The organism is Geomonas ferrireducens (assembly GCF_004917065.1).
GTDB lineage: Bacteria > Desulfobacterota > Desulfuromonadia > Geobacterales > Geobacteraceae > Geomonas > Geomonas ferrireducens.
The window spans coordinates 1,726,662-1,751,888 of the sequence record NZ_SSYA01000001.1; the positions used below are offsets into that span (position 1 = coordinate 1,726,662).

Here is a 25,227-nt window from a genome sequence, read left to right on the forward strand (position 1 = left end):
CGGTCGCTCCTGGAGCTGGATGAAACGCTGGACATCGCCGGATAAAGAGCGCGCAGCGCTGTCTAAACAGCGGAAATCCCTGTTTGCGCTTGACATTACTCGTTATAGCTTGTAGCTTAAGTCGTTTCTCTCATGGCTTAATCAGACAGCTTGGAGGCCGTTTACATGGATTACAAGGATACTCTCAATCTCCCCAGTACCAATTTCCCTATGAAGGGCAATCTTCCCCAGCGCGAGCCCGAGATGCTCAAGCACTGGAACGAGATCGACATAAACCAGAAGATCGAAGAGGCGGGGGCGAACCGCCCGCGTTACATTCTGCACGACGGTCCTCCGTACGCCAACGGTCACATCCATATCGGCCACGCGCTGAACAAGATCCTCAAGGACATCGTCCTCAAGAGCAAGCGGATGGAAGGCTTCGCCGCTCCTTACGTGCCGGGGTGGGATTGCCACGGCCTCCCCATCGAGTTGCAGGTCGAGAAGAACCTGGGCTCCAAGAAGCACGAGATCTCCAAGCTCGAGATGCGCAAGCTCTGCCGCGAGTACGCCGCCAAGTTCGTCGGCATCCAGCGCGAGGAGTTCGAGCGCCTCGGGATCTTCGGCGACTGGGACGAGCCCTACCTGACCATGAACGCGAGCTACGAAGGGGCGACCGCCCGCGAACTGGCGCGCTTCGCCGAGAACGGCGGCCTCTACAAGGGTAAGAAGCCGGTACACTGGTGCTCTTCCTGCGGCACGGCGCTCGCCGAGGCCGAGGTCGAGTACGCCGACCACAAGTCCCCCTCCGTGTTCGTGAAGTTCGCCCTGAAGGAGGACCTGGGGAGCGCGGTGCCCGCGCTTTCCGGCAAAAAGGCCTCCATGGTGATCTGGACCACCACCCCCTGGACCCTTCCCGCGAACCTCGCCATCGCGCTGCACCCGGAACTCGACTACGTGGCGCTTGCGCTCAACAGCGGTGACGTGGTCATCGTGGCAGACGGCCTGAAGGAGAGCTTCCTTAAGGAGATCGGCGCGGAAGGCGAGGTGCTGGCCAAGTTCCCCTCCAAGATCCTGGAGAAGAAGCTGGCCCGCCACCCGTTCTACGACCAGGACTCCATCATCCTCTTGGGTGAGCACGTGACCCTCGAAGCCGGTACCGGCTGCGTCCACACCGCGCCGGGCCACGGCCAGGAGGACTACGAACTCGGCCTGCAGGCGGGGCTCGACATCTACAACCCGGTCGACAACCGCGGCCGCTTCTACGAGAACATCGAGTTCTTCGCCGGCCAGTTCGTCTTCGACGCCAACAAGAACGTGATCGAGAAGCTGATCGAGGTCGGTGCGCTCTTGGGCTCCAAGGAGATTTCCCACTCCTACCCGCACTGCTGGCGCTGCAAGAAGCCGGTCATCTTCCGCGCCACCGAGCAGTGGTTCATCTCCATGGAGAAGAACGATCTGCGCGGCAAGGCGCTTTCCGAGATCAACAACGTGAACTGGATCCCGAAGTGGGGTCGCGAGCGCATCTACGGCATGATCGAGAACCGTCCCGACTGGTGCGTCTCCCGTCAGCGCTCCTGGGGCGTCCCCATCGCCGCCTTCTACTGCAAGAGCTGCGGCAACGTGATGGCGGACGGCAAGGTCATGCACCACGTGGCGGACCTCTTCGCCGAGCACACCTCCGACATCTGGTACGACTGGGATGCCGCGAAATTCCTGCCGGAAGGGACCACCTGCCCCTCCTGCGGCAAGAACGAGTTCGAGAAGGAAGGGGATATCCTCGACGTCTGGTTCGACTCCGGCACCTCGCACGCAGCCGTCCTTGAGCTGCGCGAGAACCTGGGTTCCCCGGCGGACATGTACCTGGAAGGGAGCGACCAGCACCGCGGCTGGTTCCACTCCTCGCTGCTTGCAAGCGTCGGCACCCGTGGGCGCGCTCCCTACAAGAACGTACTCACCCACGGCTTCGTCATGGACGGCGCCGGCCGCAAGATGAGCAAGTCGGTGGGCAACGTGGTCGCCCCCGAGGACGTCATCAAGAAGTTCGGCGGCGACGTGCTCCGCCTCTGGGTGGCGGCACAGGACTACCGCGACGACCTGCGCATCTCCCAGGAGATCCTGACCCGTCTCTCCGAGAGCTACCGCCGCATCAGGAACACCTGCCGCTACATCCTGGGCAGCATCAACGACTTCAACCCGGAAACGGATTGCGTGGCGTACGCCGACATGCCGGAGCTCGACCGCTGGGCCATGCACCAGTTGGAGCTTCTGAAGGAGAAGGTGCTCGCCTCTTACAACGACAGCGAGTTCCACATCCTGTACCATGCCGTGAACGGCTTCTGCACCGTCGAGATGAGCGCCTTCTACCTCGACATCCTGAAGGACCGCGTCTACACCTCGAAGAAGGATTCAGCGGCAAGGAGAAGCGGCCAGACCGTGATGTACAAGGTGCTCGACGCCCTGGTGCGCATGGTGGCGCCGGTGCTCTCCTTCACCGCCGAAGAGGTCTGGGCGGAGATGCCCGGCAACCGCGAGTCGAGCGTGCACCTGGCGCTCTTCCCGGCGCTCACCCCCGAGGTCAAGGACGATGCGCTTGCCGTCCGCTGGGAGAAGATCATCAAGATCCGCTCTGAGGTCTCCAAGGCGCTCGAGCTTGCCCGTGTGAAGAAGGTGATCGGGCACTCGCTCGACGCCGCCGTCTCGCTGAAGGCAAGCGGCGACACCGAGGCATTCCTCAAGGAGTATGCGGCGCAGCTTCCGGAGATCTTCATCGTCTCGAAGGCTGAGCTTTGCGACAGTCTTTCCGGTGAGGTGTACCAGGCGGAGGGGATCGAAGGGCTTGAGGTGGCGGTTTCCGCCGCCCCCGGCGAGAAGTGCGAGCGCTGCTGGTGCTACAGCGAAGAGCTGGGCAAGGACGCCGAGCATCCGGCGATCTGCCCGAAGTGCCTTGCGGCGGTGAAATAATTGGGCGGGTGAGGGGGCTACTCCCTCACCCTGTCCCTCTTCCCACCTGCGGACTGAAGCCTTGGCGAAGGTCCGGAAGTCGAAGAGGGGATATCAGACCTAAAGGACCCTATGAAACTCAAATACATCATCCTCGCGGCGATCTCTGCGCTGGTGCTGGTGCTGGACCAGGTGAGCAAGGTCTACATCGACAAGTCCATGACCCTGCACAGCTCCTTCCCCGTCATCGAGGGGCTCTTCAACATCACCTATCTGCGCAACAAGGGGGCGGCCTTCGGCATACTCTCCTCGTCGGCCTACCGGCTTCCCTTCTTCCTGCTGGTGTCGACCGTTGCCGTCGTGGTCATCCTGGTGGCGGTCAGCAAGCTGCGCGACGACCAGAAGCTGAACGTGGCCTCGTTGTCGCTCATCTTCTCCGGCGCGCTCGGCAACATGATCGACCGCGTCCGTCTGGGTGAGGTGATCGACTTCCTCGACGTGCACTGGAAGGGGCACCACTGGCCCGCCTTCAACATCGCCGATTCCGCCATCTGCGTCGGCGTTTTCATCCTGGCCATCGACATGCTGCTCGAGGAGCGCCGGGAAAAGCAGAAGACGCCCCCCGCCAACTAACGCACACTCACTCCCTTCTAAGCGCAGCTGTCCGTAAATACATGCCTGACCACGAAGTACCATAGTCGGCCTTGCGTCCCCCCCTTTGCAGGGGGGATTTGCCTTGGTTGGTAAATGGCGGTCCAGGATCATATCGTTAGATTCGAGACAGACAGGGAGCTGGAAGAGGCTGCGGTTTGAAGAGATAGTTTGATGTGTCGAGGAAAAGCAAATCCCCCCCGTCCCCCCTTCGCAAAGGGGGGAGCATGAAGGCTTCTTTTTCCAGAAAGAGGGGCTGAGTCGCTAGGTTCCCCTGAATTACTGCTATACATTCCGCAGAGGGTGAGTGCACGGCTGTCATCGATGCCTCAACCTTCCTGCGGGTTCTCCTCCAGAAGCCTCGTGAACAGTTCCCTGATCTCGTTCGGCAAACGCTTTGCCTTCATCTCCGGGCTGACGCAGGCAAGCGTCACCCTCGCCTCCACGAGCAGTTTTTCGTCATCCTTCCGAACCACCTGCTGCGCCACCGTGAAAGAGCTGTTTTTCAGCACCGCGATCTGGGTACGCACCACCAGCAGGTCGTCCAGCCGAGCCGGTGCGCGGAAGTTGGCGTCGATGTGCACCACGGGGAAGATGATTCCCTTGTCGTGCATCTCTCTCACCGAAAGCCCGTGCGTCCTGAGAAATTCGGTCCTCGCCCGCTCCATGTAGCTTATGTAATTGGAGTGGTACACCACCCCGCCCGCGTCGGTATCCTCGTAGTAGATTCTTACTTCCATGTTGCCTCCTAAATAAAAAGACCCCATGCCGGGGTCGGTCCATTGCCCTCGGTCCTGAGGACGCTTGCGCCTCCCCCCGGAGGGGGGAGGCTGGGAGGGGGGATGAGCCGGTCAAAGAGGCTGCGCTCCCCCTCCCTAACCCTCCCCCTCCTGGGGCGGGGAATTGGGAACGGAAACGGCCGGTCCACCAGCTTCGCCTCCGAGTATCCTGCCGTACACCTCGCGTACCGCCTCGGTCACCCGCTCGTAATCGGCCATGAGAGCCTGTCCCGGGTTCTTGAGCATCGGATCGTAACCAAGACGTCGCGCCAGCTTGTTCAGGTACTTGAGTGGTCCACCCAGATCGTTCATCGAGTAGTCGTGGATGATCCTCAGCCGGTTTTCCAGGCGGCGCAGGAAGCGGTACCCCTCGGCTAAGGCCTGGTAATCCGGCTCGCTGAGAAGCCCTTGCATGCGCATGGCGTCCATCGCTTCAAGGGTGTTGGGACAGCGGATCTCACCGTGCTCGCAGCCGTATTTGAGCTGCAGGAACTGGATAATGAACTCGACGTCCACCATGCCGCCGCGCCCGGTCTTGATGTTGTAGCTGCCGGTCGACTCCTTGGCGAGCTCGTTCTCCATACGCATCCTGAGCCGGTGGATCTCCGTGCGCACTCCTTCGTCGGCGCTCGCGCCGTACACCGTCTGCTCGATGACCCGCTCGATGGCCGCCTTGAGGCGCGGATCGCCGTAGGTCACCCGCGCCTTGGTGAGCGCCTGGCGCTCCCAGATCTGCGCCTCGTCGGCATGGTAGCTCTGGAAGGATTCCAGCGAGGTGACGAGAGGTCCTGCATTGCCGGAAGGGCGCAACCTTGTATCTATCTTGTAGGCGTACCCCTCGCGGGTCTGCGTGGTGAGTACCAGGATGATCTTCTGACCCAGTTTGGCGAAGTACTCGCGGTTGGTGATGCTCTTTTCGCCGTCGGTGAACCCCTGTCCGTCGTAGATATAGATGATATCGAGGTCGGAGTGGTAGTTGAGCTCGAAGCCCCCCAGTTTCCCCATGGCGACGATGGCGAAGGAGGCTTCGTGCTTCGTGCCGTCCTCCTCGACCACCATCGGACGCCCGAAACGGGCGAGTTCTCCGGTCGCCATGCAGCAGGCGGCGGCGAGGGTCACGTCGGCGAGATCGGTCAGCTGCTGCGCTACTTCCGGCTGCTTCATCTTGCCGTAGATGTCGTTCATGCCGATGCGCAGGAACTCCTCGTGACGGTAGCTTCGCATGGCGTCCAACTGCTCCTCGAATCCGTCCGCCTGGGTGAGAAAGGTATCCAGCTCCTTCGCCATGGCAGCGCGTTCCTTTTGCAGGTAGGCGTAGCCGTGCGAGGCCATGCTGTCGAGCAGTTCCGGGTGCCCGATGAAGATCTTGGAGAGGAACTCGGACATCCCGAAAAGCGAGGTGAGTAGTTTCAGGATGTCCCGGTTCTCGGCCAGCAGGGCGTATATCGAGGACCTGGTGCGCTGCGAGGAGAGGAAACGCTCCAGGTTGGTGAGGGCGAGGTCGGGGTCGGGAGCCGAGAAGACCTCCTGCAAAAAGAGCGGCGCGATCTTCTCCAGGGTGCGGCGCCCCTGTTCGGTGAGGTTCACCTTGGCCGGACCGTCGCGCAGCACGAGGAGGTTCTCGTAGCCGGCGTCCGGGTGCTCGAAGCGACGCTCCTCGAGCATGTCCTTGATGAGGTCGGGGTCGGCGTTATGGTCGAAGAAGAAGTGGACCTCGGGGAGGACCTCCTCCTTGATCTTCTCGTCGCGGGACAGGAAGAGGTCGCCGTAGATGGCGGAGACGGCGCGGCGGTGCCGCTCCAGCGTCTCGCTGAAACGCTGCAGCCCGTCCTTTCTAAGGTAACCGCAGCGCCGCGCCAGGGCCAAAAGCTCCTCGTCCTTGCGCGGCAGGGCGTGGGTCTGGCGCTCCTGCACCACCTGGATGCGGTGCTCGACGGTGCGCAGGAAGCGGTAGGCGTCGGAGAGCGAGGCGCAATCGATCTCCTTGATGAGGCGGGCCTGGTACAGGGTCTTCAGGGCCTTGAGCGAGTTGCGCTCCCTCAACTGCGGGTTCTTCCCGGCGTAGACCAGTTGCAGGGCCTGGATGAAGAACTCGATCTCGCGGATGCCGCCGCGGCCGAGCTTGATGTTGACCTCGCCCTCCTGCTTCCTGGCGAGCGAGGCGTCGATCTTCTTCTTCATCGCCATCATGTCCTCGATCAGGTTGTAATCGAGGTAGCGGCGGTAGACGAATGGGGTGAGCGCGGCGAGCAGGCGCTCACCAAGCTCGATGGAACCCGCCACGGGACGCGCTTTCATCATGGCGGCGCGCTCCCACGACTGTCCCCAAGCCTCGTAGTACACCTCGGCGGAGCGCATCGAGGTGGCGAGGTCCCCACCCTTGCCGTCGGGTCGTAATCCCATGTCGACGCGGAAGACGAAGCCGTCCTCGGTGACCTGGGAGATGGCGCGGCTCACCATCTCGGAGAGTTTCACGAAGAAGGCGTGCAGGGACAGCTTGTTCCTGAAGCCGCCGCGTCCGTCGGGGACGCCGGTGCATTCTCCCTTGTCGGACGAGTAGAAGTAGATGAGGTCGATGTCGGAGGAGAAGTTGAGTTCCCGCCCGCCGAATTTCCCCATGCCGATGATGGTGAACTCCGCCGGCACCGGTCCGTCGGCCCCCTCTTCCATCGGGGTGCCGTGTTCGCGCACGAGCTCGCGGTAGGCGGTCTCGTAGGCGATCTGCAGCGTCGCGGCCGCAAGGGAGGAAAGCTCCGCGGTGACTTCCTCCAGCGGGGCGAGGCCGTTCAGGTCGCGGGCGGCTATGCGCAGCATCTCGGCGTACTTGAAACGGCGCAGGTGGGAGAAGATCTCGGCGTACCCGGTCCCTTCCGGGATGCGCAGGCGCAGGGCCTCCAGCATCTCCTCTTCGGTGCGCCGGATCATGATCTCGCGGTCCATGAAGAGTCGCTGCAGTGCCGAGGGATCGCGGCAGATGATGGTGGTGAGGAAGGGGGAGGAACCGCAGATGTTCATGAGCTGCGCGGTGAGCGCGCGGCGTGAGCAGAGGTTGACGAGCATGTCGCGCGTGACGATGGTGCTGATGCGCTCGAGGCCGTTCAACGCCATGTCAGGCATGGGAGCGGCGAGCGAGGCGATGGCCACCTCGACAAGCCGCTCGCCCGGCAGTACTTCGGAAAGAAGCCTAAGGTTCTCGACCGTGCGTGCACCGTAGCTGAAGCCTCCCTGCTCCAGGAGATGTGGGAGGTCACCTTTGTCCGGCTGCGACAGGGCGGACAGCAGCAGTGCGGCGAGGTCGGAAAGGCGGCTCATAGCCCGACCAGTGCTCTGAGTTCCTTCTCGTAATCGCCGCGCACCACCCCTTTTTCGGTGATGATGCCGGTGATGTAGCGGGCGGGGGTGACGTCGAAGGCAGGGTTTCTGACCTTGACCCCTTCGGGCGCGATGGTTACCCCCTGCACCTTGGTCACCTCTTCCGGGGCGCGTTCCTCTATCGGGATCTGGTCGCCGTTGGAAAGTTTCAGGTCGAGGGTGGAGATGGGGGCCGCGACGTAGAACGGGATCCGGTTCTCCTTGGCGAGGACGGCGACGCTGTAGGTGCCGATCTTGTTCGCCGTGTCGCCGTTTGCGGCGATGCGGTCGGCGCCGACGACGCAGAAGTCGATCTGCCCGCTCTTCATGAGCCAGCCGGCCATGTTGTCCGAGATGAGGGTGACAGGAATGGAGTCCTTCATCAGCTCCCAGGCGGTGAGGCGCGCACCCTGGAGCCAGGGGCGGGTTTCGTCGGCGAAGACGCGGATGTTCTTGCCCGCCTCGTGGGCGCCGCGGATCACGCCGAGCGCGGTACCGTAGCCCGCGGTGGCAAGCCCTCCGGCGTTGCAGTGGGTGAGAATGGAAGCCCCCTCCTTGACGAGGGCGGCGCCGTGGCGGCCGATCTCCTTGCAGATGGCGAGGTCCTCCGCCTCAATGCTGATCGCCTCGGCCTTCAGAAGCTCGCGGATCGAGTGCAGGTCCAGTTCCTTGTGCTGCAGCGCCACGCGCTTCATGCGCTCCAGTCCCCAGAAGAGGTTGACCGCGGTGGGGCGGGTGCGGCCTAACACGTCGCAGACGTTTTCGAGCTGGCGGTAGAAGGTGTCGAAGCCGTCGGCGATGATCTCGCGGGCGCCGAGGGCGACCCCCATGGCGGCGGCGATGCCGATGGCCGGGGCTCCACGAACCACCATGCCGCGGATCGCTTCGGCGACCCCCTGGAAGTCGGTGTACTCGTTGTAGACCTCCTCGGCGGGGAGCCTCGTCTGGTCTATCATGATCACCTTGTTGTCGCGCCACTCTATGGTTCTGAAGGACATCGTCCACCTCGTTTTAAAGCTTTAACGCAAAGACGCAAAGCCGCAGAGACGCAAAGGGTAAACCGGAAAACGGGTTTAAGGCCTTAATCCCGAATAGCTTTTCTCCGCGTCTTCGCGCCTTGGCGTCTTTGCGTTAATTGCCTTGTCTGGTCTTTATGCTTTCAGTTTCTTAAGCAGCAGCTCGTTCACCACCGCCGGGTTCGCCTTCCCTTTGGAGGCGCGCATCACCTGGCCTACGAAGAAGCCGAAAACGGTCTCCTTGCCGCCGCGGTACTGCTCGACCTGGCCGGGGTTGTTGTTCAGCACCTCGTCGACCATGGCCTCGATGGCACCGGTGTCGGAGACCTGCACCAGCCCCTTCTCCTCGACGATCTTCTCCGGCGCCTTGCCGGTCTTGTACATCTCGTCGAAGACGGTCTTCGCGATCTTGCCGGAGATGGTTCCCTTCTCCATGAGCTTCAGAAGGTCGGCGAGGAGGGCAGGGGTGACCGGGCAGTCGGTGATGGAGCGGTTGTTGTCGTCGTTCAGGGCGCGTGCCACCTCGCCCATGACCCAGTTGGAAACGATCTTAGCCTGCGGGAAGAGGGCGACGGTCTCCTCGTAGTACTGGGCGAGTTCGCGGCTCGATGCAAGCACCTCGGCGTCGTACTCGGGAAGCCCAAGCTCGGCGACGTAGCGGGCACGCTTCGCCTCCGGAAGCTCGGGGAGCTCGGCGCGCACGTCCTCGATCCACTGGTCCGCGATCAGCACCGGGACGAGGTCCGGGTCCGGGAAGTAGCGGTAGTCGTGGGCCTCCTCTTTGCCGCGCATGGAGCGGGTGGTGCCGGTGTTCGGGTCGAAGAGGCGGGTCTCCTGGATCACCTTGCCGCCATCGTCGAGGATCTCGGCCTGACGCTCGATCTCGTACTCGATCGCCTGCTTGATGAACTTGAAGGAGTTGATGTTCTTGAGCTCCGCGCGGGTGCCGAAGACGGTGGAGCCTACCGGCATGAGCGAGACGTTCGCGTCGCAGCGGAAGCTTCCCTCCTCGAGGTTGCCGTCGCAGATGCCGAGGTACATGACGATCTGGTGCAGCTTCTTGAGATACGCGATCGCCTCGTCCGGGGAGCGCATGTCCGGCTCGGAGACGATCTCGAGAAGCGGCGTGCAGGCGCGGTTCAGGTCGACACAGGAATCGTCCCCCACCTCGGAGATGTCGGCGTGCACCAGCTTGCCGGCGTCCTCCTCCATGTGGATGCGGGTGATGCCGATCCGCTTCGTTTCCCCTTCAACCTCGATGTCGAGGTGACCGTGCTGGCAGATGGGGAGGTCGAACTGGCTGATCTGGTACCCCTTGGGGAGGTCCGGGTAGAAGTAGTTCTTCCGGGCGAAGACGTTTCTCTGGGTGATGGAGCAGTTGGTGGCGAGGCCCGCGCGGATGGCGTATTCCACCACCTGCCGGTTCAGGACCGGAAGCGCGCCGGGGAAGCCTAGGCAAACCGGGCAAGTCTGGGAGTTCGGCTCCGAGCCGAACTTCGTCGAGCAGCCGCAGAAGATCTTGGTGTTGGTGGTGAGCTGGGTGTGTACCTCAAGCCCGATGACGACCTGATATTTCATAGTGGCTCCGTCTAAAGCAAAAGCATGAACACAGAGGGCACCGAGGATCACGGAGGGCACAGAGGAGAAGCAAAAAGGTTTTGGTTTAAAACCCTGAAGTTTGCCTTTCCTCTGTGAACCTCTGTGTACCTCCGAGTACTCCGTGTTGAGCTTTCAGGTTTTGGTTTTACAGCGGCGCCTTCTTCAGGTGCCACTGGGTCTCCTGCTCGAACGCGTACGCGGTGGAGAGGATGGTCGCTTCGCCGAACGGTTTGCCGATCAGCTGCAGCCCGATGGGAAGTCCCGCCGCACTGAAACCGGCGGGGATGCTGATGCCGCAGGTCCCGGCCAGGTTCACCGGAATGGTGAAGATGTCGGAAAGATACATCTGCAGCGGGTCGGCCAGCTTCTCGCCGATCTTGAAGGGCGGGGTCGGCGCGATCGGGGTGAGCAGCACGTCCACCTCGTTGAAGGCGTTCAGGAAGTCCTGCATGATCAGTGTCCGGACCTTCTGGGCCTTTACGTAGTAGGCGTCGTAGTAGCCGGAGGAAAGCGCGTAGGTGCCGAGCATGATCCTGCGCTTCACCTCCGAGCCGAACCCTTCGGCGCGGGTCTTCGCGTACATCTCCTTCAGGCCCCGGATCTCATCGGCGCGGTGGCCGAAGCGGACGCCGTCGTAACGGGCGAGGTTCGAGGATGCCTCGGCGGTGGCGATCAGGTAGTAGGTGGCGACGGCGTACTCGGTGTGCGGCAGGCTCACCTCGCGCAGTTCGGCGCCCAGGCTCTTGTACAGCGCGATCGCCTCGTCCATGGCGCGCTTCACGTCCGGGTCGAGTCCTTCGATGAAGTACTGCTTGGGAAGGCCGATCTTGAGCCCCTTGCCGCCGCTCTTAAGCCCCGCGAGGTAGTCCGGCACCGGGGTGTTGACCGAGGTGGAGTCCTTGGGATCGTAGCCGGCGACCGCACCGAGGAGCAGGGCGGCATCGGTAACGTCGCGGGTGAGCGGGCCAACCTGGTCGAGCGAGGAGGCGTAGGCGATGACTCCGTAGCGGGAGACGCGGCCGTAGGTCGGCTTCACGCCGACGCAGGAGCAGTGCGAGGCCGGCTGGCGGATGGACCCGCCGGTGTCGGTGCCAAGCGTCGCGGTAGCGGTGCGCGCGGCGATGGCAGCGGCGGAGCCGCCGGAGGAGCCGCCCGGGGTGCACTCGAGGTTCCAGGGGTTTTTCACCGGGCCGAAATAGGAGGACTCGTTGGAGCTCCCCATGGCGAATTCATCCTGGTTCAGCTTCCCCACGATGACCGCGCCCTGTTCCTTCAGCTTGGCGACCGCGGTGCCGTCGTAGGGAGGGACGAAGTTTTCCAGGATGCGGGAGCCGCAGGTGGTGCGGATCCCCTTGGTGATGAAGATGTCCTTGAGCCCCATCGGGATACCGGTGAGGGGGGCGATGTCGCCTGCAGCGATGCGGCGGTCCGCGGCTTCCGCCTCGACTAGTGCCTGCTCCGGGGTCACCGTGATGTAGGCGTTCACCTGGCCGTCCACGGCCTCGATGCGGTCCAGCATGGCGCGGGTAGCCTCCACCGAGGAGACCTCCTTCGCCTTAAGCTTGTCGTGCAGCTCGTGTATGGTAAGGTCGAAAATTTCCATTAAACACTCCGATCTTGTAGTGTCCGACCAGTCGGACCTGTCGGACTGGTCAGACTAGACTGACTATTCGATGACCTTCGGCACCCTGAAGAAGCTCTCGGCGCGCTGCGGCGCGTTGGCGAGGGCGTTTTCCACGCCGATCGAGCCGGTCGGCTCGTCGGCCCTGAAGGCGTTCTCCATGGGGACCGCGTGCGAGGTGGGGACGATGCCGTCGGTGTCCAGTGCGTTCAGCTTCTCGACGTAGGCGAGGATGCCGTCCATCTGGCCGGTGAAGGTATCCAGCTCCGCGTCGGTAAGCTCCAGTCGGGCGAGCCGTGCTACGTGTTCGACCTCTGCTCTTGTAATCTTCATGCCTGCTCCAAATACGCCCCGCGAAGGGCGTCTTCATGTTATTTAGCGTTCCCGGTTATTATCATGAACCACCTGAAAAGGCAACGTGCCTACTCCGGCAGCACGAGCCCGGCTTCTACGACATTGGAGGGGGCGCTCTCGACGGTGTCGGCGCCGACCTTGGCAACGCTCGTCACCGTGTAGCGGTAGGTCAACCCGAGCACCAGCTCCTGGTCCCGGTAGGTGGTACCGGCAAGCGGCTCCTTGTTGACCGGAGCGAGCGGCACCGGTTCGTCCTTCTTGCTCTTGTAGATGTTGTAGCCGACGAAGGTTCCCTCCTCGGGGGGGAGGGCGACGTAGGTCAGTTCCACTTCGTTGGGAGAGCCGTGCGCCTCGAGCACCGGAGGAAGCGGGGGCGTGACCGCGGAGCGCCGCACCTTGTTGGAGTCCTTGCTCTGCGCCCCGTCCTTGCTGTAAGAGCGCACCTTGTACTGGTAGGTCCGCCCCTTCTGCAGGTCGAAGTCGTCGTAGATCCAGAGCCCGCCGGCACGGCGTACCTTTTCGGGAAGCTCCAGATCCACCTTGGTGAGCTGGCTGTAGGCGCCGGGGCACTCCTCGCAGTCCTCGCTGGGTGGGAGCACGTTGCGCCGGAACAGTAGAAAGCCGGCGAGGTTCTCGAGCTTACCGCCTCCCTCCTGCTTGCCGGGTCCGCTCCAGCTCACCTGGAGTTCTCCTCCCTTTTGCGCCACGGCGAGCGAGGTGATCGGTGCCGGGACCAGCGCCTCGGGGGGGACGAGCGTTCCTTTTTTGCCGCATCCGGCAAGGATGGCAAGCGACGCCGCAACTGCCACGGCGGGAAGGAGTCGACGCGATGCCGCCACGGCTAACGTCCTTCCTTCGCCCGGGCGATTTCGGCCTTCACCCTCTCGAGTGCGGTGCCGCCGGTCGCCTTGCGTGCGTTGACTGATGCTTCGAGGGTGATTGCGTCAAAGATGTCGTCCTCGATGCGCCCGGAGAAGATCTGCCATTCGGCGAGGGAGAGCTCCGGGATGTCCATCTCGTTCTCGATGCAGTAACGCACCGCCTTGCCCACGATCTCGTGCGCATCGCGGAACGGGATCCCCTTCCTGACCAGGTAGTCCGCCACGTCGGTCGCGGTGGAGAACCCGGCGGCGGCCGCGACCTTCATACGCTCCGCGTTCACCTGCATCTCGCGCACCATGTCCGCGAAGATCTTCAGCGACCCTTTCACGGTGTCGATGGTGTCGAAGAGCGGCTCCTTGTCCTCCTGCATGTCCTTGTTGTAGGCGAGCGGGAGCGACTTCATCAGCGTGAGCAGGGACATGAGGTTGCCGTAGACACGGCCGGTCTTGCCGCGCACGAGCTCCGGGACGTCCGGGTTTTTCTTCTGCGGCATGATGGAGGAGCCGGTGCAGAAGGAATCGGAGAGATCAACGAACTTGAACTCGCTCGTGGACCAGAGGATGAGCTCCTCGGCGAAGCGGGAGAGGTGCATCATCAGGATCGAGGCGGCGGCGCAGAATTCGAGGGCGAAGTCGCGGTCGGAGACCGAGTCGAGGGAGTTTCTGCTCACCTCGGGGAACTCCAGAAGCTCCGCCACGTGTTCGCGGTCGATCGGGAAGGTGGTCCCGGCCAGGGCGCCCGCGCCGAGCGGCAGCACGTTGGTGCGCTTCAGGCAGTCTTCCATGCGCCCCTTGTCGCGCTTGAGCATCTCGTGGTAGGCCATCATGTGGTGCGAGAAGAGGATCGGCTGCGCGGTCTGCAGGTGGGTGAAGCCGGGCATGATAACGCCCAGGTTCTCTTCTGCCTGGTAGATGAGAGAGTCGATCAGGAGGTCGATGTAGGCGGAGATCTCCACCAGCTCGTCACGCATGTAGAGGCGGATGTCGAGGGCGACCTGGTCGTTTCTGGAGCGGCCGGTGTGGAGCCTCTTGCCTGCGTCGCCGATCTTCTCGGAGAGGCGCGCCTCGATGTTCATGTGGATGTCTTCCAGGGAGACCGAGAAGTCGAAATCGCCCGCCTCGATTTTGTCCAGGATTTCCCTGAGGCCGTGCACGATTGCCTCGACGTCCGCAACCGGGATGATCCCCTGCTTGCCGAGCATGGTGGCGTGGGCGATGGAGCCGCGGATGTCCTGGTGGTACAGGCGCTTGTCGAAGTTGATGGAGGCGGTGAACTCTTCTACGAACTTGTCGGTGGGCTGGGTGAAGCGTCCGCCCCACAGTTTGTCTTTGGACATGTCTTTCGGTCTCCTGCTGCTGATTTTTGGTGGAACTGCAACTTCTTTAACGCAAAGACGCTAAGGCGCTAAGGCGCAAAGAAAAACATTAGTTTTACCCGTCCCTAGTTTTTACTTTGCGTCTCCGCGCCCTTGCGTTGAAGCCTTTGCCTTTGAATCCCGTAAAACATTAACGACCTAACGCAAAGGCGCAAAGCCGCCAAGACGCTAGGAAACCAGGAACAGGCAAAGGTTTTAACCCTCTAAGACTTTCTTTGCGTCTCCGCGCCTTTGCGTCTTTGCGTTGAATAGCTTTTTACAAAACCTGCCCCTCGCCGTCGCCCACCTTGACCCATCCGGCATCGTCGGCCCAGCGCAGCACCGAGTGCACCTTCAAGGGGACCCGCGAGCTTCTCGGGTCGAGTTCGTGGTAGAGCGGCAGGTTGAAGTAGTAAAGCCTCGTTCCCGTGCCGAAGCGCAGGCGGCAGACCGGTGCGCCCTCGAAGTCGTCGCTGGCGAACTCACGGTCCTGGAAGGGGGACATCTTGTGGCGCGCGCTGATCGCCACGAAGGAAACCCCGTAACAGCTCTGGCAACGCACCCCTTCGATCTCGCTTTCGTCCGAGCAGTTGCCGAAGACGGTCACCGTCTCCCGCACGCCGGGGGTGTCCTCCAAGAACTCGCCGTAGAAGCCGGTGAGCACCTCGCGATAGGAGCGGTGCTCGGGCTTCGGGTTGCACTGGATCACGAAGAGGGCGTCGAGCGACTGCCTCATGGTGAAGAAGAGCCGGTCCGCGTGATCGATGATCTGCTTGATGTTGGAGGAGTAGAGGTCCCGGTACAGGTAATCAAGGCAGATGACCGTCATGAAATTGAAGCAGGCCGGCTGGGCGCGGAACAGGTAGAAGTGCCGCCCCCGGTACAGGTCGTGGTCCTTGTCCAGGAACTCCTCGCCCCGGAAAGGGTGCGTCTTCGCCTCCAGAAAGACCCTGAGCCGCCCGTCACGCTCCTTGATGGCGATGCAGCACCAGTTGACCGGCATACCCAGGATGTCGCCCGAGTCGATGTCGCGTTCCACGCAGTCGAGCGCCTCGGCGTTGTCCTCCTCGAAGCGTCTGAGCAGCGCCCGGTACTGCTCCAGGCGGATCTGTTCCAGCCCGAACATGGTGACCGTGTTGGGGCGGAAACGCTCGCCGATGATGTTCAGAAGGTCGTCGAACCGGGAGAGCGGTACCGAGGTCTCGGGGAACATCAGGAAGTGCAGTCGCTTCAGGTTGCCGGAGCCTTCGGCGACCAGGTCGAGCACGCTGCGCACCAGGCGCCACTGCTCCTCGACGTCGGCGAGCGTGAACAGGTGATCGCGGCGCTGCAATCGGTTCGGTATCTGCGCGATGAGGCAGTGCAGGTGATGCCCGAGGGGGAAATCAAGCTGGACCTGTTTCTCGACGATCTTGACCAAGCAGCACCCCGATTGACAATGGAAAATTGACTAATTGACAATTAACGCCCGGAGACAAGTGCCAATTGTCACGACGCTGCGCTTTGCCGGTATGAAGTGGCAGGTCGCCGTATCAATTGTCAATCGTCAATTGCTTTCAAAGATCTTCGTAAGGATGAAGCGGGCGCCGGCGGGGATCTTGTACTGCTCCAGTTCGCCCGGTTCGACCCAGCGGGCCTCGGCCACTTCGTCCTTGTTGTGGTTCACGTCGCAGTAAAGCGGCGTGCACCGGTAATAGATGATGATGAAGTGATAGTTGTCCTCTCCCGGCGTCACGTGTTCGAAGACGTCGATCAGGTCTCCCACTTCCACCTCGAGGCCGACCTCTTCCCGGACCTCGCGCTTGAGGGCCGCCACGATCGGTTCACCGAGGTCGATCTTGCCGCCGGGCATCACCCATTCCCCCTGGAAAGGGGGTACGTTCCTCTTGGTGAGGAGCACCCGGCCGTCGTTGTCGATTATGACCGCGACCACCGAAGTGACGATGTGACTCGCCTTGAAACCGTTTTGCTCCATATACACGGATAGGGGCACGAGTGTCTCGTGCCCCTATGAGCCTCCAGATACTTCCCTTTACCTACTTCTTGTTGGCCAGCATCAGGGAGCGGATCCTGAGCCTGAGCGAGTTCAGCTTGATGAAGCCCTCGGCATCCGCCTGGTTGTAAACCTGGTCCTTCTCGAAGGTCGCGAAGTCGAGGTTGAAGAGGGAGTCGGACTCCGACTTCCTGCCCACGGTGCGCACGTGACCCTTGTAGAGCTTGAGGCGTGCGACGCCGTTCACGGTCTTCTGCGAGTCGTCGATCATGCACTGCATCATCTCGCGCTCAGGCGAGAACCAGTAGCCGTTGTAGATCATCTCGGCGTAGCGCGGGATCAGGGAATCCCTCAGGTGCATGACTTCGCGGTCCATGGTGATCTGCTCGACCGCCATGTGGGCTTCGCGCAGGATGGTGCCGCCCGGGGTCTCGTAGACGCCGCGGGACTTCATGCCGACCGAGCGGTTCTCGAGGAGGTCGACACGGCCGATGCCGTGCTCGCCGCCGATGGTGTTCAGGTGGGCCAGAAGCTCCGCCGGGGACATGCGCACGCCGTCGACGGCGACCGCGTTACCCTTCTCGAACTCGATCTCGATGTACTGCGGCTTGTTGGGGGCCTTCTCCGGCGACTTGGTGAGCACGTACATGTTCTCGGGCGGCTCCAGCCAGGTGTCTTCCAGGATGCCGCCCTCGAAGGAGATGTGCAGGAGGTTCCTGTCGGAAGACCAGGGACGCTTCTTGGTGATCGGGATCGGGATGTCGTTTCTCTTCGCGTAGTTGATCAGCGCCTGGCGGGAGTTGAGCTTCCACTCCCTCCACGGTGCGACCACGGTGATGGCTGGGTTGAAGTGATAGTAGGCAAGCTCGAAGCGCACCTGGTCGTTGCCCTTGCCGGTCGCGCCATGGGAAACGGCGTCGCAACCCTCGATCTGCGCGATTTCCATCTGGCGCTTGGCGATGAGCGGGCGGGCGATGGAGGTGCCGAGCAGGTAGGAACCCTCGTAGATCGCGTTGGCGCGGAACATCGGGTACACGAAGTCGCGCACGAACTCCTCGCGCAGATCGTCGATATACACCTTGTCGGCGCCGGTCTTGAATGCCTTCTCGCGTACCGGCTCGAGCTCGTCGCCCTGGCCGAGGTCTGCGGAGAACGTCACCACCTCGCAGCCGTACTCGTTCTTGAGCCACTTGAGGATGATGGAGGTGTCAAGCCCGCCCGAGTAGGCGAGGACGATCTTTTTCACTTCTTTCTTTGCCATGGGTTCTCCTTTGGTCGTTGATCGGCGGGCCGTCCCTTTCGGGTATGGCCGTCTGTTCTTTATTTCATCAAGGTGGCCATGATGGCCTTTTGCACGTGCAGGCGGTTCTCTGCTTCGTCCCATACGACGGAGTTGGGGCCTTCGATCACGCCGTCGCTGATCTCCTCGCCGCGGTGCGCGGGGAGGCAGTGCAGTACGAGGGCGTCCTTCTTGGCGAGGGCGAGGAGCTTCTCGTCGAGCTGATAGCCTGCGAAGGCCTTTTCGCGGATCTTCTGCTCCTCTTCCTGCCCCATGCTGGCCCAGACGTCGGTGTTGAGGACGTCGGCGTCTTTCGCGGCCTCTTTGGGGTCGCGGACGACCACGATCTTGGATGAGCCGTTATTCTTCGCCCACTCGAGCACCTGCGGGTTCGGGTCGTAACCTTCCGGGCAGGCAAGCGTCAGGTCGAAGCCGAAGATGGCGGCCGCCTCGATCCAGGAGTTGGCCATGTTGTTTCCGTCGCCGATCCAGGCGAACTTGAGCCCGTCGTAGCTCCCTTTGTGCTCGATCACAGTGAAGACGTCCGCCATGATCTGGCAGGGGTGGTGCAGGTCGGTCAAGCCGTTGATGACCGGGATGGAGGCGTATTTCGCGAACTCTTCGACGGTCTCCTGGGCGAAGGTACGGATCATGACGCCGTCGCAGTAGCGTGCCATGACGCGGGCGGTGTCCTTGATCGGCTCGCCGCGACCCATCTGGGAGTCCTTGCTGGAGATGAAGAGCGGGTGCCCGCCCAGTTGGTACATGCCGACCTCGAAGGAGATCCTGGTGCGGGTCGAGGACTTCTCGAAGATCATGGCGAGCGACTTGCCCTTCAAGAGGTGATGCTCGACGCCGCTCTTCGTCTTGGCTTTGAGGTCCTTGCAGAGGACGAACATGGCGTCCAGCTCGGCTTTGGTGAACTGGCTCAGGGCCAGGAAGTCTTTTTTCATGGTATGCGGTTCTCGCTTCTCTGTTTTGATAGTGCCGGATGTGGGCACCTTGAAACGTCATTTCCCTCTTCCGCAAACTCTCCCTCTCCCGGAGGGGGAGGGTAGGGGAGGGGGAAGGGTGCCGGCGAAATCCCCCCTCCCTGCCTCCCCCCTCCGGGGGGAGGAGAGTGGACAGGGTGAGGGAGAAATCAAAGCTTTATAGCGCGGCCAGGATCTCGGTCAGCCCGGCGATCATGTCGTCCACTTCCTTCTTGCCGACGATGAGCGGCGGAACGAAGCGGAGCACCTTCTCTTGGGCGCAGTTCAAAAGAAGCCCGCGCGAGAGTGCCGTCTTCACGATGTCGCCGCCGGGGATGGCGAGCTCGACGCCGATCATGAGGCCGATACCGCGCACATCCTTGATGAGGCTCGGGAACTTCTTGTGCAGCGCTTCCAGTTCGCCCATCAGGTACTCGCCCATCTCCTCGGTCCGGTTCAGGATCCCTTCCTCCTGGATCGCGCGGATCGTGGCGACTGCCGCGGCGGTCACGAGCGGGTTGCCGCCGAAGGTGGAGCCGTGGGTGCCCGGGGTGAAGGATTCGGCAAGCCGGTCGGTGGCGAGCATGGCGCCGATCGGGGCGCCGCCTGCCAGCGCCTTGGCGAGCGTCATGATGTCAGGGGTTATGCCGAAGTGTTCGTGGGCAAACATCTTGCCGGTACGCCCCATGCCGACCTGCACCTCGTCGAAGATGAGGATGAGGTTGTTCTCGTCGCAGATCTTGCGCACTTCCTGGAAGTAGGCCGCGTCGGGGACCACCACGCCCCCTTCGCCCTGGATCGGCTCCAGCATCACGGCGCAGGTGCAGGGGCCGATGGCCTCCCTGAGCGCCTGGGCGTCGTTGAAGGGGATGTGACGGAAGCCGTGCAGGAGCGGATCGAAGAATTTCTGCACCTTCTCCTGGCCGGTGGCCGAGACGGTCGCCATGGTCCGGCCGTGGAAGGAGGAGATGGCGGTGATGATCTCGTAGCGGTCGACGCCGTACTTCTCACGGCTGTACTTCCTGGCGAGCTTGATGGCCGCCTCGTTCGCCTCAGCGCCCGAGTTGCAGAAGAAGGCCTTGTTGGCGAAGGAGAGGTTGCAAAGGAGCTCGGCGAGCTCGATCTGGGTCGGGATATTGTAGTAGTTGGAGCAGTGGATCAGCTCCGCGGCCTGTTTGGCGAGTGCTGCCGTCACCTTCGGGTGGCAGTGCCCCAGGTTGTTGACGGCCACCCCGGCCAGGAAGTCGAGGTAGCGTTTGCCGTCCGCATCCCAGAGGTAGCACCCCTCGCCCTTAACCGGCACCAGCGGGTACCGGCCGTACGTCTTCATGATATATTTGTCGCCCTTCTCGATCCATGCTGATGAATTCATAAAACCTCCTGAAACCCCGTTCAACGTTCAGCGTTCAACGTTCGATGGAAGACCTCCGTAAGAAGCGTCTCCACCTTGGCTGCGCCGTACCGGTTAAAGGCCATAGGCGCGGCAGTTGTTGAACATCGACTTTTGAATCTTGAACGGCAGTCCCGTGCCGTACCGGTCAGATGACCATCGGCACAACACTTGTTTAACGTCGAACGTTGAACGTTGAACGGCAGTTAAGCGTTAAGCCTGTATCTCCGTCCCTATTCCGACGTTGGTGAAGATCTCCAAAAGGATGGCGTGCTCGATCCTGCCGTCGACGATGTGGGCCTTCTTCACGCCTGCGGCGAGCGCGTCGGTGCAGCAGGTGACCTTCGGTATCATCCCCCCGGTCACGGTGCCGTTTTCGATCAGCGCGGGGACGTCGGCAAGCGGGATGCTGGAAAGCAACTCCCCTTCCTTGTCCTTCACACCGGAGACGTCGGTCAAAAGGATCAACTTCTCCGCCCCGAGCGCCGCGGCAACCTTGCCGGCCACCACGTCCGCGTTGATGTTGTAACTCTGCCCGTCGCGCCCCACACCTACCGGTGCGATCACCGGGATGAAGCCACCCTTCTCCAATGCCTGCAAAATGGCGGGATTCACTTCGACGACATCTCCCACGAAGCCGATGTCGACCATCTCGACCCCGCCGTCCTGTCGTCGGATTTCCTGGAGCAGTTTTTCGCAAACAAGGAGGCTGCCGTCCTTGCCGGAGAGACCGGCGGCACGGCCGCCGTGCTGGTTGATGTAGCCGACCACCTCGCGGTTCACCTGGCCGGTGAGCACCATCTCGACGACCCCCATGGTCTCCGCGTCCGTCACACGCATCCCTTGAACGAACTCCGACACGATGCCGTAGCGCTTCAGTGTCTCGTTGATCTGGGGACCGCCGCCGTGCACTACCACGGTGTTGATGCCGATGTATTTGAGTAGGATTATGTCTAGGGCAAAAGACTTTCTGAGCTTCTCTTCTGCCATGGCGTGACCGCCATACTTGATGACGATGGTCTTTCCGGAAAAACGTCTGATGTAGGGGAGCGCCTCCATGAGAGTGCTCGCCTTTTCTATGAGATGCTGCATAGGTGCCTCTTCCAGCGTTAATTAGTGCACAGAAAGACGTTAATATAGCAGATAGAGGGAAATAATCAACTTGAAACAGGGCTAAGACTGAAGGTTATCAGGGGCTTTGGCTTGCTGTGTTGGGAAGGGTGATCAGGACGCGGGTCCCCTGGTTCTCTTCGCTCTCGATGCTGATACTGCCGCCGTGCATGCGGATGAACTCGCGGGCGTAAAAGAGACCGAGCCCGAAGCCGCGCACCTGGCCGGTCCGGTCGGCGTCGACCTGGTAGAACTTCTCGAAGAGCTTGGGTAACTGATCCTTGGAGATGCCGATGCCGTTGTCTTCGACGCTGATCTCGCACTGGCCATCGGCGTTTCGCATGTTGACGCATACCACGCCGTCTTCCCTGGAAAACTTGATGGCATTGTCGATCACCTGGCGCAGGGCGAAGCTGATCTTGTCGCGGTCCAGCATAAGCTCCGGGATCGTCTGCTGTGTGATGTGCGTCGTGACACCGGGGCGGGCGGCGATGATGTAGGCCTCGCTCAGGATCTTGGGGAGGAGCAGGTTCAAGGTGCACGGCTCCAGATGCAGGCCGCCGCCGCTGTCCATGACCGAGGAGAAGGTGAGGAGGTCGGTGACGAGGTTCCCCAAGTAGCAAGCCTCGTTGTAGATCAGCTTGATGTGCTCTTTGGCACCGTCGTCGGAAGGATCGATGATGCCCGAGGCTAAGTTCTGCAGGAAAAGCGAGATCGAGGTGATCGGCGTGCGGAACTTGTGGGAGATGAGCGAGAGAAAGACCGTTTTGAAGCGGTCGAGGTTTCTCAGGTTGGCGATCTCTTCCTTGAGTGCCTTCTTGACGAGGGCCTTTTCGATGGCGCTTTTGAGCTGCAGGAGGTTGAGCGGCTTGGTGATGAAGTCGTCCGCATCCGCCTTGAGCGCCTTCAGGATGAGGTCTTTATCGGCGAAGCCGGTCATGATGATCACCACCATGGTCGGCTCACGCTCCTTGAGTTTCTTCAGCAGTTCGATGCCGTCCAGCCTCGGCATCATCACGTCGGTCAGGATCACGTCGATGCCGCCGCGCAGGAAGATCTCGTACGCCTCCTGGCCGTCCGCCGCCTCAACGATGTCGTAGCCGTTCAGGACCCTCTTGCACAGGTCGCGGATCACCGCTTCATCGTCGACGAGGAGGACGGTTTTCCTTTCCCTGTCCTGCAGGGGGGCGAGACTTTGGTTGGAGGTCAGTTCGAGCATCGGCATGTCCCGCTTTTACTGGATTTATCGACCTGCGTGCGTAATTGCTACCCTACGATGTTGTACACGGCCTCGAGCGCCTCGGCGAGGTTCTCGGGCTTGGTGCCGCCGGCCTGGGCGAGCTCGGGCTTGCCGCCGCCGTTGCCGCCGACGATCGGTGCGATCGCCTTGATGATGTCACCGGCCTTCCAGCGCGCGGTGAGGTCGGCGGTGACCGCGACCAGGAGGTTCGCCTTGACGCCGTCGGCGGTCCCGAGCACGATGATACCGGAGCCGATCCTGTCCTTCAGCGTGTCGGAGAGCTCGCGCATCGCCTTGGCATCGCCGTCCACCTTCACGGAGAGGATCTTGACGCCGTTTTGCTCGCGTACCTGCTGAATGAGGTCGGCGGACTTGGAGGCGTTCATCTTCGCCTGCAGCCCCTCGAGCTCTTTTTGCAGTTCGCGCTGGGCCGCGAGGAGCTTCTCGACGCGGTCGAGAACGCTCACCCCTTCGGCCTTCAGGAGAGCGGCGACGCTTCTCTGCTCGTCTTCCATCTGGTGCACCACGGCGAGCGCGCCGTTGCCGGTCTGCGCCTCGATCCTTCTCACCCCGGCGGCGATCCCTGCCTCGGAGATGATCTTGAATAAGCCGATCTCGCCCGCGCCGTGCACGTGGGTGCCGCCGCAAAGCTCCATCGACACGTCGCCCACGCGTACCACGCGCACCACGTCGCCGTACTTCTCGCCGAAAAGCGCGGTGGCCCCGCCGGCAAGCGCCTCGGCTGCCGCCATCTCGCGGGCGTCTACGGGCGCGTTACCCATGACGTGCCCGTTCACGATAGTTTCGACCCTGCGGATCTCCTCGGCGGTCATCGGGCTGAAGTGGGTGAAGTCGAAGCGGAGGCGGTCCGGGGTCACCAGAGAGCCTGCCTGCTTCACGTGGTCGCCCAGCACTTCCCTTAAGGCTGCCTGCAGAAGGTGCGTCGCGGTGTGGTTGCGCGCGGTGGCGGCGCGCCCTGCGGTAGCGACCTTCAGGTCGACCGCCTCGCCGTTACGGATGTTGCCGGAGACCACCTTGCCGCGGTGCACGATGAGGTCGGTGAAGGGGCGGCTGGTGCTTTCCACCTCGATGTGCGCGGCACCGGTGGAGATGCTGCCGGTATCGCCGGCCTGGCCGCCGGACTCGCCGTAGAAGGGGGTCTTCGCGGTGATGATCTCGACCTCGTCGCCGGCGTTCGCCTCCTCGACAAGGACGCCACCCTTTACGATGGCGCTGATGGTGGAGTAGGTGGTCTGCTCGGTGTAGCCTACGAAGTCGCTCGCGATGCCGGAGCCGTGCAGTTCCTTGTAGATGGAGGCAAGGCCCTGCTCGCCCGACCCCTTCCAGTTCTCCCTCGCCTTGACGCGCTGCTTCTCCATGCAGAGGGCGAAGCCGTCCTCGTCCAGGGTGAGCCCTTCAGCCTCGACGATGTCGGCAGTGAGGTCGACCGGGAAGCCGAAGGTGTCGTACAGCTTGAAGATCACCTCGCCGGAGAGGACCTTGTCACCCTTGGCCCTGAGCGCAGCGGTCTCCTCGTTCAGTATGGCGAGGCCGCGGTCGAGGGTCTCGATGAAGCGCTCTTCCTCGGCCTTGATCACCTTCTTGACGTAATTCTCGCGCTCGAGCAGTTCCGGGTACGCATCGCCCATCATCATGTTGACGGCGTCGACCACGCGGTAGAGCATCGGCTCGGAGACCCCCAGCATCTTACCGTGGCGGGCGGCGCGGCGCATGATGCGGCGCAGCACGTAGCCGCGCCCCTCGTTGGAGGGAAGCACGCCGTCGCAGATGAGGAAGGTGGTGGCGCGGGAGTGGTCGGCGATGACGCGCATGGAGACGTCGTCTTTCTCGTCGTCGCGGTACTTCTTGCCGCAGATGGTCTCGATGTGGCGGATGATCCCCTGCAGCAGATCGGTGTCGTAGTTGGAGGTGACCCCCTGCATGACCGCGGAGATGCGCTCAAGGCCCATGCCGGTATCGACCGAGGGTTTGGGGAGCGGCGTCATGGTGCCATCCTTGTCGCGGTTGAACTGCATGAAGACGTTGTTCCAGATCTCCATGTAACGGTCGCAGTCGCAGCCGACGGCGCAGTCGGGGGAGCCGCATCCGGTGCCGGGGCCGTTGTCCCAGAAGATCTCGGAGCAGGGGCCGCAGGGGCCGGTGTCCCCCATGGACCAGAAGTTGTCCTTCTCGCCGAAACGGTAGATGCGCTCGCGCGGCACCCCTTCCTGGTTGTGCCAGATGTCCGCCGCCTCGTCGTCGTCGTTGTACACCGTCACGTAGAGGCGGTCCTTGGAAAGGCCGAGCTCAACGGTGAGGAATTCCCAGGCATAGGCGATCGCGTCCTTCTTGAAGTAGTCGCCGAAGGAAAAGTTGCCGAGCATCTCGAAGAAGGTGTGGTGGCGTGCGGTGCGGCCGACGTTTTCGAGGTCGTTATGTTTGCCGCCGGCACGGACGCATTTCTGCGAGGATACGGCGCGGATGTAGTCGCGTTTTTCAAGGCCCAGGAAGACGTCCTTGAACTGGTTCATCCCCGCGTTGGTGAAAAGCAGGGTGGGATCGTTTTTGGGGATGAGGTTCGAGCTCTCCACCAGGGTGTGACCCTTTTTCTGAAAAAAGTTGAAGAACTGCGCCCGGATCTCTTTGCCTGTCATAAAAAACCTCAACTGAAATGGAATATCTAAACCATGTTTGTTCAAGCAGCCTTCTCTCACC

The 25,227-nt window shown here is 62.1% G+C and carries 18 protein-coding genes; 2 read left to right on the top strand and 16 right to left on the bottom strand.

The features are described 5' to 3' along the window. Window positions 1-165 precede the first annotated feature (165 nt). Together ileS and lspA are read left to right on the top strand one after the other, a co-directional pair. Complete coding sequence (gene ileS / locus E8L22_RS07555) at window positions 166-2,943, top strand: isoleucine--tRNA ligase (protein ID WP_136524567.1); 2,778 nt, start codon at window positions 166-168, stop codon at window positions 2,941-2,943. A 111-nt stretch (window positions 2,944-3,054) separates the two neighbouring features. After that, on the top strand, window positions 3,055-3,555 hold the full coding sequence (gene lspA / locus E8L22_RS07560) for a signal peptidase II (protein ID WP_136524568.1): 501 nt from the start codon (window positions 3,055-3,057) through the stop codon (window positions 3,553-3,555). Between the two features lie 347 nt (window positions 3,556-3,902). On the opposite strand, the gene ybgC is transcribed toward lspA, so the two are convergent. From ybgC to alaS, 16 genes are all read right to left on the bottom strand, one after another. After that, window positions 3,903-4,313 carry a tol-pal system-associated acyl-CoA thioesterase gene (ybgC, locus tag E8L22_RS07565; RefSeq protein ID WP_136524569.1) on the bottom strand — a complete coding sequence of 137 codons (411 nt, stop codon included), beginning with the start codon at window positions 4,311-4,313 and terminating at the stop codon, window positions 3,903-3,905. Between the two features lie 135 nt (window positions 4,314-4,448). Continuing rightward, window positions 4,449-7,664: a bifunctional [glutamate--ammonia ligase]-adenylyl-L-tyrosine phosphorylase/[glutamate--ammonia-ligase] adenylyltransferase gene (gene glnE, locus E8L22_RS07570; protein ID WP_136524570.1), complete on the bottom strand. Its 3,216-nt coding sequence runs from the start codon at window positions 7,662-7,664 to the stop codon at window positions 4,449-4,451. Then, window positions 7,661-8,701 (bottom strand): S-methyl-5-thioribose-1-phosphate isomerase, encoded by a 1,041-nt coding sequence (mtnA, locus tag E8L22_RS07575; protein WP_136524571.1) that lies wholly within the window; start codon window positions 8,699-8,701, stop codon window positions 7,661-7,663. Before mtnA ends, glnE begins: the two co-directional genes overlap by 4 nt. 153 nt (window positions 8,702-8,854) lie before the next feature. Continuing rightward, window positions 8,855-10,345 carry an Asp-tRNA(Asn)/Glu-tRNA(Gln) amidotransferase subunit GatB gene (gatB, locus tag E8L22_RS07580; RefSeq protein ID WP_281282939.1) on the bottom strand — a complete coding sequence of 497 codons (1,491 nt, stop codon included), beginning with the start codon at window positions 10,343-10,345 and terminating at the stop codon, window positions 8,855-8,857. Between the two features lie 118 nt (window positions 10,346-10,463). Then, window positions 10,464-11,921: an Asp-tRNA(Asn)/Glu-tRNA(Gln) amidotransferase subunit GatA gene (gene gatA, locus E8L22_RS07585; RefSeq protein ID WP_136524573.1), complete on the bottom strand. Its 1,458-nt coding sequence runs from the start codon at window positions 11,919-11,921 to the stop codon at window positions 10,464-10,466. 63 nt (window positions 11,922-11,984) lie between these two features. Beyond that, entirely contained in the window at window positions 11,985-12,272 is a 288-nt protein-coding gene (gene gatC / locus E8L22_RS07590) for an Asp-tRNA(Asn)/Glu-tRNA(Gln) amidotransferase subunit GatC (RefSeq protein ID WP_136514922.1), read from the bottom strand. Window positions 12,273-12,361: 89 nt separating this feature from the next. Continuing rightward, window positions 12,362-13,132 carry a fibronectin type III domain-containing protein gene (locus E8L22_RS07595; RefSeq protein WP_136524574.1) on the bottom strand — a complete coding sequence of 257 codons (771 nt, stop codon included), beginning with the start codon at window positions 13,130-13,132 and terminating at the stop codon, window positions 12,362-12,364. 2 nt (window positions 13,133-13,134) lie between these two features. Beyond that, window positions 13,135-14,511: an argininosuccinate lyase gene (argH, locus tag E8L22_RS07600; RefSeq protein WP_136524575.1), complete on the bottom strand. Its 1,377-nt coding sequence runs from the start codon at window positions 14,509-14,511 to the stop codon at window positions 13,135-13,137. A 295-nt stretch (window positions 14,512-14,806) separates the two neighbouring features. After that, the gene (locus tag E8L22_RS07605) at window positions 14,807-15,949 is read right to left on the bottom strand and encodes a hypothetical protein (RefSeq protein ID WP_136524576.1); all 1,143 of its coding nucleotides are present in this window, start codon (window positions 15,947-15,949) and stop codon (window positions 14,807-14,809) included. 126 nt (window positions 15,950-16,075) lie between these two features. Continuing rightward, window positions 16,076-16,504: an NUDIX domain-containing protein gene (locus E8L22_RS07610; RefSeq protein ID WP_136524845.1), complete on the bottom strand. Its 429-nt coding sequence runs from the start codon at window positions 16,502-16,504 to the stop codon at window positions 16,076-16,078. 61 nt (window positions 16,505-16,565) lie between these two features. Continuing rightward, window positions 16,566-17,783, bottom strand: a complete 1,218-nt coding sequence (locus E8L22_RS07615; protein WP_136524577.1) for an argininosuccinate synthase — start codon at window positions 17,781-17,783, stop codon at window positions 16,566-16,568. Between the two features lie 59 nt (window positions 17,784-17,842). Continuing rightward, window positions 17,843-18,754 carry an ornithine carbamoyltransferase gene (gene argF / locus E8L22_RS07620; RefSeq protein ID WP_136524578.1) on the bottom strand — a complete coding sequence of 304 codons (912 nt, stop codon included), beginning with the start codon at window positions 18,752-18,754 and terminating at the stop codon, window positions 17,843-17,845. A 196-nt stretch (window positions 18,755-18,950) separates the two neighbouring features. Then, window positions 18,951-20,144: an acetylornithine transaminase gene (locus E8L22_RS07625; RefSeq protein ID WP_136524579.1), complete on the bottom strand. Its 1,194-nt coding sequence runs from the start codon at window positions 20,142-20,144 to the stop codon at window positions 18,951-18,953. A 231-nt stretch (window positions 20,145-20,375) separates the two neighbouring features. After that, window positions 20,376-21,254, bottom strand: coding sequence for an acetylglutamate kinase (argB, locus tag E8L22_RS07630; protein ID WP_136524580.1), 879 nt, complete (start codon window positions 21,252-21,254; stop codon window positions 20,376-20,378). Between the two features lie 97 nt (window positions 21,255-21,351). Next, window positions 21,352-22,491 carry a hybrid sensor histidine kinase/response regulator gene (locus tag E8L22_RS07635; protein ID WP_136524581.1) on the bottom strand — a complete coding sequence of 380 codons (1,140 nt, stop codon included), beginning with the start codon at window positions 22,489-22,491 and terminating at the stop codon, window positions 21,352-21,354. Window positions 22,492-22,538: 47 nt separating this feature from the next. After that, on the bottom strand, window positions 22,539-25,166 hold the full coding sequence (alaS, locus tag E8L22_RS07640) for an alanine--tRNA ligase (RefSeq protein ID WP_136524582.1): 2,628 nt from the start codon (window positions 25,164-25,166) through the stop codon (window positions 22,539-22,541). Window positions 25,167-25,227 lie beyond the last annotated feature (61 nt).

Excerpts from the sequence above, each read along its gene's own strand:
- ileS (WP_136524567.1), top strand. The coding sequence starts at position 166 with ATGGATTACAAGGATACTCTCAATCTCCCCAGTACCAATTTCCCTATG.
- alaS (WP_136524582.1), bottom strand. The coding sequence starts at position 25,166 with ATGACAGGCAAAGAGATCCGGGCGCAGTTCTTCAACTTTTTTCAGAAA.
- E8L22_RS07635 (WP_136524581.1), bottom strand. The coding sequence starts at position 22,491 with ATGCTCGAACTGACCTCCAACCAAAGTCTCGCCCCCCTGCAGGACAGG.
- argB (WP_136524580.1), bottom strand. The coding sequence starts at position 21,254 with ATGCAGCATCTCATAGAAAAGGCGAGCACTCTCATGGAGGCGCTCCCC.
- mtnA (WP_136524571.1), bottom strand. The coding sequence starts at position 8,701 with ATGTCCTTCAGAACCATAGAGTGGCGCGACAACAAGGTGATCATGATA.
- argF (WP_136524578.1), bottom strand. The coding sequence starts at position 18,754 with ATGAAAAAAGACTTCCTGGCCCTGAGCCAGTTCACCAAAGCCGAGCTG.
- gatA (WP_136524573.1), bottom strand. The coding sequence starts at position 11,921 with ATGGAAATTTTCGACCTTACCATACACGAGCTGCACGACAAGCTTAAG.
- glnE (WP_136524570.1), bottom strand. The coding sequence starts at position 7,664 with ATGAGCCGCCTTTCCGACCTCGCCGCACTGCTGCTGTCCGCCCTGTCG.
- ybgC (WP_136524569.1), bottom strand. The coding sequence starts at position 4,313 with ATGGAAGTAAGAATCTACTACGAGGATACCGACGCGGGCGGGGTGGTG.
- E8L22_RS07625 (WP_136524579.1), bottom strand. The coding sequence starts at position 20,144 with ATGAATTCATCAGCATGGATCGAGAAGGGCGACAAATATATCATGAAG.
- gatC (WP_136514922.1), bottom strand. The coding sequence starts at position 12,272 with ATGAAGATTACAAGAGCAGAGGTCGAACACGTAGCACGGCTCGCCCGA.
- lspA (WP_136524568.1), top strand. The coding sequence starts at position 3,055 with ATGAAACTCAAATACATCATCCTCGCGGCGATCTCTGCGCTGGTGCTG.
- argH (WP_136524575.1), bottom strand. The coding sequence starts at position 14,511 with ATGTCCAAAGACAAACTGTGGGGCGGACGCTTCACCCAGCCCACCGAC.
- E8L22_RS07615 (WP_136524577.1), bottom strand. The coding sequence starts at position 17,783 with ATGGCAAAGAAAGAAGTGAAAAAGATCGTCCTCGCCTACTCGGGCGGG.
- E8L22_RS07610 (WP_136524845.1), bottom strand. The coding sequence starts at position 16,504 with ATGGAGCAAAACGGTTTCAAGGCGAGTCACATCGTCACTTCGGTGGTC.